Raw genomic sequence first — 10,847 nt, forward strand, 5'->3', positions numbered from 1 at the left:
TGCACGCACGGTTTTGAAGACGAGTCGGGTGGGCGACTGCCCGGCTTAGTTTAATCAAGTCAAACGACGATGCTTGTTCTCGAGTTCAAAATCAAAGGGAAGCCCCACCATCCCCCCAACCCCCCTTTGAAAGGGGGGCGAAGGGGGGATGCGATCCGAACCGCACAGTTCGTTCGCAACAAGGCACTGCGCTATTGGATGGATACCCCTGGGGTCAACAAATACGACCTCAATAAGTACTGTCGGGTACTCGCCCGAGAGTACGATTTTGCTCGAGAACTCAACAGCACGGCTCGTCAAGCTTCAGCCGAACGCGCTTGGTCGGCAATCGCTCGATTTTTCGAGAACTGTCGCAAGTCTGTTCCTGGAAAGAAAGGATATCCCAGGTTCAAAAAGAACAGTCGTTCCGTCGAGTACAAAACTTCCGGTTGGAAGTTACTCAACCCTAAACACATTTGTTTTACCGACAAGAAAGGTATCGGACGACTCAAGTTAATCGGAACTTGGGATTTGGCGTTTTACGATACCGAAAAAATCAAACGGGTTCGACTGGTTCGCAGAGCCGATGGTTATTACGCTCAGTTCTGCGTCAGTGTCGAGGTTCGAGAAACACTCGAGCCGTCAGGAAATACCGTGGGTTTAGATGTCGGACTCAAGGAGTTCTACACCGACTCAAACGGACAGACTGAACCGAATCCGAGGTTTTACCGAAACGCCGAGAAAAAGCTGAAACGCGCTCACCGAAGGGTGAGCAAAAAACAGAAAGGCTCTGCCAACCGAAAAAAAGCCGTCAATCGACTCGGACGAGTACACCTCAAAATAAGTCGGCAACGTGAAGAACACGCCAAGAGACTGGCGCGTTGCATCCCCCCTTCGCCCCCCTTTCAAAGGGGGGTTGGGGGGGATTTGGTGGCCTACGAAGATTTGAGGATTAAGAATCTGGTGAGAAACCACTATCCCCCCTTCGCCCCCCTTTCAAAGGGGGGTTGGGGGGATGATGCGGGTTGGTATCAGTTCAGGAAGTGGTTGGAACAGTTTGGAGAAAAGTTTGGCAGGATAACCGTTGCGGTCGAACCTGCCTATACCAGCCAAGCCTGTTCGAGTTGTGGCACGGTCGTCAGAAAGACGCTTTCAACTCGCACCCACGTTTGTCAGTGCGGTTGCGAACTTGACAGAGACCACAACGCAGCCATCAACATCCTGAACGCTGCCTTGAGTACGGTAGGGCATACCGGAACTTGGGTCGATGACCCAAACGCTTCTGGAGATTTGACCGCTACTTTGGCTGGTGCAAACCTGTCAGAGCAAGTCGGATCGTTGAAGGAAGAATCCCCACGCCGTGATAGCTGGGGAGTGTCAATTCTCCTAAATATCTAATGATGTCTGCTGGGAAAACTTGCAGGGTTGCGATGGTTTAGCGATCGAGGTTGCGCGTGGCGAATTCGTCCATCGCATACACCGGAACCCGGACGGTGTAATCGGTTTGACGACCCACAAAGGCTTCCGCGAGTTGGTCGAAGGCGGTGTTGTTCCAGTTGCGCTCGTGGATGGGTTTGCTTTGCTCGCCTCGGAAATAGGCTTGGGTTCCGAGAACCGCCGCCGCCGTCCAACCGATGATGATGAGAGAAATAACGAGAGCCATTTGTGAGTCCTCCGAAAACTTTCCTGTTCCGTTTCTGTAAATAAATGTAACAGAGTTTAAAAAAATGTAACAGTGACCGGGCGCACTTTGGGGGTGCGATCGCGATCGTATTGCCGTGTGACTGGGCGTCGATAAAAGCTAAAAGCTTTATATAGTAGTAGTTTTGGAAGGTATTAAACGAACGGAAACCTGGCAAAATTCGATCGATCTGCTTTGTAAACCTGAAAAAACCCCTGACATTACAACTATTGCCAGGGGTCAAAAAATGAGTTATGATAAAGGGTTAAACCTAAAACAATACTCCCTAAATCATGGGAATCATCTGTAACAGTCCGAGTCCCAATTCATCGGGGTCGATGGCGGGGATTTCATAAAACGCCATCATATCTCGCAACTGGGGATTACCGCGATTGGCGCCTGTCGCCCCCATGGCCAAGATGAAACCACAATAGCCCTGACTTTGCTGTTTGTTCTTGTTCCACTTTTTGCGAACGCTCTGATACTGGGGGTTATCGTAGCTGTACTCGCCAAACAAATACAGTTCTCCGTTCCCGAGTTGTAAAATCCCCAGGTCGAATTCTTCGCCGCTGGCGGGATTTTCGCCGGGATTGAAACAAATGGCGCGAATTCCCCCGGCGTCTTCGATGCGGGCGACAGTATCTTTCACTTTCGGCCGAGTGGTTTGTACGATGACCACCGGAAGCCCTGGAACCTCTTCGGGTGCGTCTCCGCCACACATATGATATTGTGCGCTCATCCGTAAAATCTCAATCAGTTCTTCGGTGATGCTTCCCAGGGTCAGCAGGGAACCATCGGGAATCAAATCTTCTCGAAGGATGGGCGACGCCGCCAAGCGGCTGAGGTCAAAGTCTTCAGGGAGATCGTCGAGGTCGAAAATTTCGTCGAACTCGTCGTCCTCGTCGTCTACAGCCATGTCAAACAGTTCCTCGGCCAGGTCGGGCATAGTCGAAACGGTGACGCTGACGGACTTTTCAGGAATTCCCATCTCCGAAGGAAGGGAAATTTTGTAGGTGGATTCGAGGGGTGGAAAATCGTCGTCGTCGATTTGGTTGTGCTTTTTGGAGAAGAAGCGATCGAGCGCCTTTAACGCCACCCACACGGGAACCGCTTCTTCTTCGTATAAAAACGATCGCAGCCCTTCTAACGGATGCAGGTTGCCGAACTGGGCGTCAATTTCCGACCAAGGTAAATCGTAGAGGTCGAACTCGTCGTCATCGAATTCTTCGTGACTGTCATAAGTTAAAAACAAACAGTCTTGGCTGAGAAAAGCGTTTTCCAGTTTTTCGATCGAATCGTTCTCCAACACCGAAGCGCGAAAGCTCTTTAACGACTCCAGCGATCGATACATCAAAATCCCGTAATCGAGTCCCAACATCCCCAACACAGAAACGTAAAAGGTCTCGATACCCCATCGATCGAGCCGAACGGCAATAATCTGATGGTCGCCCAAATAGTCCCAGGGCGCATCTTTCCAAAGGGCGTGAGCGACATCCTTCAGCGGCTTCTCGTACTGCGGCGGTAAATGGGGCGGGCGGGATTTCACCGTACTCTGCAACCCCTGAAAAATTTCATCGATGAGGGGTAAATCGGGGGCATAATCTAACGCGATGTCCAACTCTTGCAAGACACCTCGCAAAAAGAACAACAACTCCCGATCCTTGACCACAATTTTCTGAGGTCGGGCTGGTTGCGCCGGATTGTGGGGATGTTCCATCGCCCGAATCAGCGTCCGCACGATCGCCTCGAACCCCACATCAGAAGTCACCATGTCCATCGCCCGGACGAAGCCCTCAGAGCCATCGACCCAAAGCACGCATTCCCCGGTCTGTTCGGCACTATCTTCCTCCGACGATACGCTCAACGGGCGTCGGTCTCCTTCCCAAACACTCGGGATTTGTTCTAATTTTTGCAAACGGCGACGAGTAGATGGAGTCAGCACGATCGTATACGAAATTAGCTATCAGTCGAACGTCTCTCGGGAGCGCACCTCAAGCGCAACCTCCCAACTCTCTGAAGCGGCGTTCTTACCGGGGTGACTATTCCACTGTACCACTGGGAACCCCAAGAACTCATCGGCGCGATCGACGGATTTCGCCTCCCCAGCCCAGGCAACAAACGTTATCATTTGTAATGAAAGCTGCTATTGAGAAAGAGTTGCAGACCTTATGCCAAGCACCGCCCCGATTCTCGTCGAAAAAACTAAACTCGAACGTCCGCCTCTAGAAATTCACTATCTCGGCGATCGCGTGTTGCGTCAAAACTGCAAGCGCGTCTCCCGAGTAGACGACAAGGTGCGCCAGTTCGCCAAAGAAATGCTGCAAAGTATGTACAGTGCAGATGGTATCGGGCTGGCTGCGCCCCAGGTGGGCATCTCCAAACAAATGCTGGTGGTCGATTGCAACCTCGACGACCCGACCACCCCGCCGTTGATTTTGATCAACCCCAAAATTAAGAAGTTCAGCCGCGATATCGCCGTAGGACCCGAAGGCTGTTTGAGTATTCCCGGCGTCTATCTCGATGTCAAACGTCCCGAAGCCATCGAAGTCACCTACAAAGACGAACGGGGACGCCCCCAAACCCGCACGTTTACGGGGTTGCCTTCCCGCGCCATCCAACACGAAATGGATCACCTCGAGGGGATTATGTTCGTCGATCGCGCGGACAACGAACTCGAACTCACCCAAGAGTTAGCCAAACACGGTTTTTCCTTCAAAGATGTCCGACGGATTAAAAAGGGTAAATAAGCCCAACGCCGCGCCCAACTCACCATAAGGAGCATTTCGAGACCATGGGAACCACCCCGAAAGCCGGTTTTTTTCTCGCCTGTTCCTGCGTCGCCGCCATCGCGGCCGTCGGATCGATTTTTGAACTCTCCTCGGGAACCCCACAGTATGGCGTTGCCTTCACCAGCGCCATCTTAACCTTAAGCGTTCCCCTGGGGGGCTTTTTCTTCTTCGCCGCCGTCCGCGATGCCAAGGCGAATCAGTGATGATGAGATGAGGGGATGATGAGATGATGAGATGATGGGATGATGGGATGTGAAGGGGAGAGAAGAATTGACAATTTTTCCCCCTGTCCCCATCTCCCCATCTATCTATCTCCCCATCTCGCCATCTATCTGAATCCGCTATGCCGACGACGAACGCCCCAGATTGGGAACGCTTGCAAAAAGCCCTCAGTGTGGAAGCCGAACGTGGGTTTCCCAATTTGATGGGGCGGGAGTATCAGTTTCACGAATTTCTCAAACTCAGTTTCAGTCAGCCTCCCCAGGAACTCCCTGAAGACGATCGACGCCGCTGGCAGGAACTCGGCGATCGATTCGCCAGTTATGGAGAGTTTACGCCGTCTCAACGTCAGCATTTGGTGGCGGAATCTCGCCGCTTTTTGCTGCAAATGCAGCGGGTTTTCGAGAAGGTTCGATCGCAACAGCAAGAGACTCGCCCAACTCGCGTCAAAACGCCGCCCACGGCACCGATCGAAACGGTCGCCCAACAAACCACCGCCCGCTACACCCACCCCGACTCGCTTCATTTAACGCAACCCCTGACGGAGGTTAAAGCCATCGGACGGCGCAACGGCGATCGCTTAGCCCGGTTGGGACTCTACCGGGTCTCGGAGTTACTTTACTACTTCCCCCGCGATCGAATCGACTACGCCCGTCAAGTGAGTATTGGCGACTTGGAACCTGGCGAAACCGTCACGGTCATCGGCGACGTGAAAAGCTGTCGCTTCTTCTCCAGTTCCAAAAACAAGAAACTGACCATTTTCCAACTCGTCCTCAAAGATCCCACCGGACAAGTCAAAATCACCCGCTTCTACGCCGGACATCGTTATACTTCCTCCCGATGGCAATACGCGCAACGGGCGCAATATCCCCGTGGGGCGACGGTAGCAGCCTCGGGATTAGTGAAAAAGAACAAGTACGGCGTCACCCTGGACAACCCGGATTTGGAGGTTCTCAGCCACTCGGAAGGACGCATCGAATCCATCACCGTCGGGCGGGTTCTCCCCGTCTATCCCCTCACGGAAGGGGTGACGGCGGACATGATGCGTCGGGCGGTGTTGGCGGTTCTTCCGGCGGCGAGACAGGTTCTCGAACCGCTTCCGGTGAAACTGCGTCAGAAATACGATTTGGTGGATTTACCCACGGCCATCGAACAGATTCATTTTCCCAAGGATAGCGAGAGTCTCGATCGCGCCCGTCGCCGTTTGGTCTTCGATGAATTCTTTTATCTGCAACTGGGGCTGTTGCGCCGCCGCCACGAACTCAAACAAAGCGGCGAAATCGCCAGTCGTCCCGCCTCCGCCGCCCTCTCCGGACAGGGACAGTTGGTCGATCGCTTTTACTCCATTCTTCCGTTCCAACTCACGGGCGCCCAACAGCGGGTGGTTCGAGAAATCCTCGGCGATTTGTCGAAAACCACGCCCATGAACCGCCTGGTTCAAGGAGACGTGGGGGCGGGTAAAACCGTCGTCGCCGTCGTCGCCATTTTGGCCGCTATCCAATCGGGTTATCAAGCGGCGTTGATGGCACCGACGGAAGTTTTAGCCGAACAACATTATCAAAAACTCGTCGGTTGGTTGAACTTACTTCAAATTCCGGTGGAACTGCTGACGGGTTCGACTAAAACTAGCAAACGTCGCGAAATTCACACCCAATTACAAACGGGAGAACTTCCGGTTCTCGTGGGAACTCACGCTTTGATTCAAGACCCGGTAAAATTCCATCAGTTGGGCTTGGTTGTTATCGACGAACAGCATCGCTTCGGGGTTCACCAACGGGCGAAATTGCAGCAAAAAGGCGCGAACGGCATTTGCCACGTGCTTTCGATGACGGCGACGCCGATTCCTCGAACCTTGGCGTTAACGCTACATGGGGATTTGGATGTAAGTCAAATTGACGAGTTGCCCCCCGGACGAAAACCGATTCAAACGACGGTTTTATCGGGGAAGCAACGTCAAGAGGCTTACGATTTGATTCGTCGAGAAGTGGCGGGAGGTCGTCAATGTTATACGGTTTTGCCGTTAATTGAAGAGTCGGAAAAACTCGATATTAAATCGGCGGTGGAGGAATACGAACGGTTACAGCAGGTTTTTCCTCACTACGAGATTGGCTTGCTTCACGGTCGCATGACTTCGGCGCAAAAGGAAAACGCCATCGAGCAGTTTCGCACCAATCAAACGCAAATCCTGGTTTCCACGACGGTGGTTGAGGTGGGGGTGGACGTTCCCAACGCCACGGTGATGTTAATCGAAAACGCCGAACGCTTTGGTTTGTCTCAGTTACACCAGTTGCGGGGACGAGTGGGACGCGGCGGCGATCGATCCTTTTGTATTTTGATGACTCACGCTAAAGCCTCTGCTGACGCCAAGCAGCGGTTGGAAGTGATGGCTCAGTCGCAAGATGGCTTTTTCATCGCGGAGATGGATATGCAGCTACGAGGTCCCGGTGAGGTGTTGGGAACCCGTCAGTCTGGACTTCCGGATTTTGCGCTGGCGAGTTTGGTGGACGATCGCGAGGTGTTGATTCTGGCGAGAAACGCCGCCGAACGGGTTATTGTCAAAGATCCGACGGTCGATCGCTATCCTCGCATGAAACGGGAGTTAGAGAAGCGATTCGCGCAGTTGTTGGGTGGCTCGATTTTGACTTAATTCACTACATGGAGAATTCACCACAGAGACACAGAGGACACATAGGGGTTTTTTGGGGAGGTTTTGAGAGACGCAGGCTCTGTTACGTTCCTTAATATTTCTTTGTGTCTATACACAATTATAAAGAAATGCTGTTTTTGTGAGATAATGAAGAGTTTTCAGCATTATTTGGGCGTTTCAAGGCGGTTTTCAGGAACGAAAATTTGCCAAAAACGGCGGGTTTTGCTTTACATTAGTTAACTCAAGTTTAAATAAGCAAACATAATTACTAAGATTTACGAAGTTGAATTGACGGATCGGGTGTAGTCTTGACAAATTAAATCCTGTAGCGTAAACCCCATGAGTCAGCTATGGAACCGTTATTCCCGCTCGCTCCCCGTTATCACCTCGACGATCCCCAACCTTGGCTGCGCGGCATCGATCCCGCCCGTCGCTATTGGCTGTGGGTCAACGGCGACGAGTCGGTTGGCACGACGGTTCCGGGTCTGTCGGTGTCCAGTTTTGAGGAATTCAAACAGGCGATTTTGCGGTTTCGGGGTTTGGAACCGGGCGATCGCATGGACATCCGCCGCATTATCGACGGTTGCACGATTCACTGTGTGGCGGCCAACTGTTACGCGATCGCCGATACCATCGACGGCGCTCCGGTATGGCACTTATTCGATGGCGAAACCCTCGAAAGCCTCTTAATGACAGCTCACCCCGACTGGCAACCCGCCCCCAGCGACGTGGAACTCGGTCGAGGTATGATGGAGCGGATGTTTGCCCAGTCGATGGCGGCGTAATCCGGGTTCGATGAGACCCAAACCCTACCGTTAGGCAAATTGCTTGAGATTGAGAAGTTCCTGCGGCGACGCCACCAGCTTGATTTTCACGCTCAACAGTTGCGAAGCGTCGTCGAGGTGGAACGTCCACCCCACGTTAACGCCAAACAGCGGCATTTTGACTTTTCCCGCTACTTTCACGAGGCGGGTTCCGTCGTCGAGACCTTCGATTTCCCCCCGTTTGGGAAAACAGGCGATCCCCTCGGCTTCTGTTTCCAGATAGAGGGCGATCGCCTCGCGTCCCACCACCGCCTCTTCAAAGGGTGGATGTAACGCACCGGTTTCGGCGAACAGTTGCGCCGTGTTCTCGAACTCCCCCGTGTTGAGGGTTTCAAAATAGCGACAGACTACGGGTTCGTCGATGCTGTCAATGGCGATCGCGGCGGTATCCATGGTTCGTTTAAACATCAGATAAATCCTCAAATAGCAACTGCGAGATTTGAAGTCAAGAGCTTCAACACTTCAGGACTTCCTTCAAAAATTCAGACCTTCAAAAAAAAGGGATGAAGGAACAGACCCCGAAGAAGTCCCTTCACCCCAACGTAAAACGTAAGGAAACGTCAATACGAACTGACAAGCAAGCAATTACGACAGCGGATCGATACCCATGTCGATAACCGCTTTGCGGAGAATCGAAATTTGTTGGCTGAAATCAGCCTTCGTCACCAGGACGTTGAGAATTTCTTGAGCGGGACGAGACATCCGATAGCCTTGAGGAACGCCGATAACGGTTCCTTCGTCCATCCACTGCGCGAGGCGATACCAGAACGCCAGTTTGGTGTTGACGCTCAAAGCACCGTAGGCGCGGCTTGTAGGGGTGTTGCGTTTCGCAGCCAAGTCGCGCATGACTTGGAGTTGCTCCTCGGGTTGCATGGCTTTGATTTGCTCGAGAAGACCTTCTGCGAGGTGAAGACGGGCTGCACCCGGTGCAGCAGGAGTGATGGATTTGCCCATTTCGGTGTAGACGAACCACAGAAGCGCGAGTTGGTCGTCGACGGACAAGCGGCTGAAGCGAGCTGCCACTGCGGGAACGAGCGCAGCAGAATCGACAACAGAGAGTGCGGGGTTAGCAGTCGTGGCGTATGCCATGGTTTTACTCTACCTTTGTCAAGCGGCTACTTCGATCTTGCAAACTTTCTTAATAAAAAGCAAATAAGATTTACAAATCGATGGAATCTGGAATCATAATGAGTTCACCTAAAAAGTGTTATTTTTTTAAAATTCAAACGCTGTTTTAGGGAGCAAACCTCCTTTAAAACGAGATAATCGCCTAAAAATCCAATTTTTAAGCGATTGAAGTTCCTAATTGTACGATTCAGGAGTCGATCGACCCCCCAGAACTGCCATGAACTCAGCCCTCAACAGCGATCGCATCAAACAGAAAGCCTACGAGTTGGGATTTCATCTCGTGGGAATCGCCGCCGCCGAATCGCCTCCGGAAAACGTGCGACAGTTACAAAACTGGTTGGCGCAGGGATACCACGCCGATATGGACTGGATGAAAAATCCCAAACGCCAGGATGTGAAAGCCTGTTTCCCGGAGGCGAAATCGGTAATTGCCGTGGCCTTGAACTACTACACGCCGGACGAACAACCCCAGGAGGACGATTTCGCCAAAATTTCCCGCTACGCCTGGGGACGGGATTATCACCGGGTTCTCGATAAAAAACTCAAAGCCTTTGCGCTGTGGTTGCAAAGCCAAGGGGAGGGGATTCGCGCCAAATACTACGCCGACACCGGGCCGGTTCAAGATAAAGCCTGGGCGCAACAAGCGGGGTTGGGTTGGATTGCCAAAAACGGCAACGTCATCACCCGAAAATATGGTTCCTGGGTGTTTCTCGGGGAAATCCTCACCAACCTGGACTTGGAGATCGATCGACCCCATACGGAACATTGCGGAACCTGCACCCGCTGTCTGCAAGCCTGCCCCACCGATGCGATCGTGCGTCCTTTTGTCGTCGATGCCAACCGCTGCATTGCCTACCACACCATCGAAAACCGCAGCGACACCCTGCCCCCCGACATCGCGAAAAACCTCCAAGGCTGGGTTGCAGGGTGCGACATTTGCCAGGAGGTTTGTCCTTGGAACCAGCGATTTGCCACCGAAACCGACGTTGAGGAATTTCGACCTTACCCTGAAAACCGCGCTCCGAGGTTATCGGAACTGGTGACGCTTTCTGAAGAGGACTGGGATCGTCGATTTCGCGCCTCCGCCTTACGCCGAATTAAGCCGTGGATGTGGCGACGTAACGCCAAGGCAAACTTGCCAAATTGGTCTGGGGAAAAAGACAGTTCTTGACATACTCGCCGCCTTAAAAGAGCGGCGATTCTCCAGACCTCACGGTTTGGGATTCCTAGTTCGTTGACAACCCTTACTATCCATCGTTGCCAATGAATACCAGAGGGGTTTATCTCCCTAGGCGTTTTCCCCATTGCAGAGGAGGTTTCGGTATGCCCTACCGTACCTGAGAATCCGCGAAAAAATTGGTTCTCTGTACTTGTTGCTTAGAGCTTTTACCTGCCCGAGCCTTCCCGAACAGAACCCACTAACTCTAGTTTTCAAGGTTCAGTTGCCTCGATTAGAGGCTCGGTTTTTAAACGGGTTGAATACCGCTCCAGTTTCTCCCTTATAGCAGAGTCGCCCTGAAAGGGCGACTTTACCAGTGTAAATCACTGATAAGGATTTGTGTTATAATAATTTTAGTTGT

The 10,847-nt window shown here is 52.3% G+C and carries 11 protein-coding genes; 6 read left to right on the forward strand and 5 right to left on the reverse strand.

The window, feature by feature from the left end; genetic code table 11:
* Positions 1–69: 69 nt before the first annotated feature.
* Positions 70–1,377, forward strand: a complete 1,308-nt coding sequence (locus ACP5D4_RS19065) for an RNA-guided endonuclease InsQ/TnpB family protein (RefSeq protein ID WP_428013201.1) — start codon at positions 70–72, stop codon at positions 1,375–1,377.
* Between the two features lie 37 nt (positions 1,378–1,414).
* On the opposite strand, the gene ACP5D4_RS19070 is transcribed toward ACP5D4_RS19065, so the two are convergent.
* The 3 genes from ACP5D4_RS19070 to ACP5D4_RS19080 form a co-directional block, all read right to left on the reverse strand.
* Entirely contained in the window at positions 1,415–1,642 is a 228-nt protein-coding gene (locus ACP5D4_RS19070) for a photosystem II protein, Psb35-related (RefSeq protein WP_428013202.1), read from the reverse strand.
* A gap of 304 nt (positions 1,643–1,946) precedes the next feature.
* Complete coding sequence (locus tag ACP5D4_RS19075) at positions 1,947–3,602, reverse strand: DUF6930 domain-containing protein (protein ID WP_428013203.1); 1,656 nt, start codon at positions 3,600–3,602, stop codon at positions 1,947–1,949.
* A gap of 21 nt (positions 3,603–3,623) precedes the next feature.
* Positions 3,624–3,788: a hypothetical protein gene (locus tag ACP5D4_RS19080; protein WP_428013204.1), complete on the reverse strand. Its 165-nt coding sequence runs from the start codon at positions 3,786–3,788 to the stop codon at positions 3,624–3,626.
* 40 nt (positions 3,789–3,828) lie between these two features.
* Here ACP5D4_RS19080 and def point away from each other — a divergent pair, with 40 nt between their 5' ends.
* The 4 genes from def (at position 3,829) to ACP5D4_RS19100 (ending at position 8,100) form a co-directional block, all read left to right on the forward strand.
* Complete coding sequence (gene def / locus ACP5D4_RS19085) at positions 3,829–4,407, forward strand: peptide deformylase (protein ID WP_428013205.1); 579 nt, start codon at positions 3,829–3,831, stop codon at positions 4,405–4,407.
* A gap of 44 nt (positions 4,408–4,451) precedes the next feature.
* Entirely contained in the window at positions 4,452–4,652 is a 201-nt protein-coding gene (locus tag ACP5D4_RS19090; protein ID WP_428013206.1) for a hypothetical protein, read from the forward strand.
* Positions 4,653–4,792: 140 nt separating this feature from the next.
* Positions 4,793–7,315: an ATP-dependent DNA helicase RecG gene (gene recG, locus ACP5D4_RS19095; protein ID WP_428013207.1), complete on the forward strand. Its 2,523-nt coding sequence runs from the start codon at positions 4,793–4,795 to the stop codon at positions 7,313–7,315.
* Between the two features lie 350 nt (positions 7,316–7,665).
* Positions 7,666–8,100, forward strand: a complete 435-nt coding sequence (locus tag ACP5D4_RS19100; RefSeq protein ID WP_428013208.1) for a hypothetical protein — start codon at positions 7,666–7,668, stop codon at positions 8,098–8,100.
* A 30-nt stretch (positions 8,101–8,130) separates the two neighbouring features.
* Here the strand turns inward: ACP5D4_RS19100 and ACP5D4_RS19105 are convergent, their stop codons facing one another.
* Complete coding sequence (locus ACP5D4_RS19105) at positions 8,131–8,547, reverse strand: nuclear transport factor 2 family protein (protein WP_428013209.1); 417 nt, start codon at positions 8,545–8,547, stop codon at positions 8,131–8,133.
* Positions 8,548–8,724: 177 nt separating this feature from the next.
* Positions 8,725–9,228, reverse strand: coding sequence for an orange carotenoid protein N-terminal domain-containing protein (locus ACP5D4_RS19110; protein WP_428013210.1), 504 nt, complete (start codon positions 9,226–9,228; stop codon positions 8,725–8,727).
* A gap of 256 nt (positions 9,229–9,484) precedes the next feature.
* Here ACP5D4_RS19110 and queG point away from each other — a divergent pair, with 256 nt between their 5' ends.
* Positions 9,485–10,438: a tRNA epoxyqueuosine(34) reductase QueG gene (gene queG, locus ACP5D4_RS19115; protein WP_428013211.1), complete on the forward strand. Its 954-nt coding sequence runs from the start codon at positions 9,485–9,487 to the stop codon at positions 10,436–10,438.
* Positions 10,439–10,847: the final 409 nt, after the last annotated feature.

The sequence above is a fragment of the Baaleninema sp. genome (genome assembly GCF_049974805.1).
Lineage (GTDB): Bacteria > Cyanobacteriota > Cyanobacteriia > Cyanobacteriales > Geitlerinemataceae > Baaleninema.

Bases quoted from the DNA above. Each gene is read 5' to 3' on its own strand.
- ACP5D4_RS19065 (WP_428013201.1), top strand. From the start codon at position 70: ATGCTTGTTCTCGAGTTCAAAATCAAAGGGAAGCCCCACCATCCCCCC.
- ACP5D4_RS19070 (WP_428013202.1), bottom strand. From the start codon at position 1,642: ATGGCTCTCGTTATTTCTCTCATCATCATCGGTTGGACGGCGGCGGCG.
- ACP5D4_RS19080 (WP_428013204.1), bottom strand. From the start codon at position 3,788: ATGATAACGTTTGTTGCCTGGGCTGGGGAGGCGAAATCCGTCGATCGC.
- def (WP_428013205.1), top strand. From the start codon at position 3,829: ATGCCAAGCACCGCCCCGATTCTCGTCGAAAAAACTAAACTCGAACGT.
- ACP5D4_RS19090 (WP_428013206.1), top strand. From the start codon at position 4,452: ATGGGAACCACCCCGAAAGCCGGTTTTTTTCTCGCCTGTTCCTGCGTC.
- recG (WP_428013207.1), top strand. From the start codon at position 4,793: ATGCCGACGACGAACGCCCCAGATTGGGAACGCTTGCAAAAAGCCCTC.
- ACP5D4_RS19100 (WP_428013208.1), top strand. From the start codon at position 7,666: ATGGAACCGTTATTCCCGCTCGCTCCCCGTTATCACCTCGACGATCCC.
- ACP5D4_RS19105 (WP_428013209.1), bottom strand. From the start codon at position 8,547: ATGTTTAAACGAACCATGGATACCGCCGCGATCGCCATTGACAGCATC.
- ACP5D4_RS19110 (WP_428013210.1), bottom strand. From the start codon at position 9,228: ATGGCATACGCCACGACTGCTAACCCCGCACTCTCTGTTGTCGATTCT.
- queG (WP_428013211.1), top strand. From the start codon at position 9,485: ATGAACTCAGCCCTCAACAGCGATCGCATCAAACAGAAAGCCTACGAG.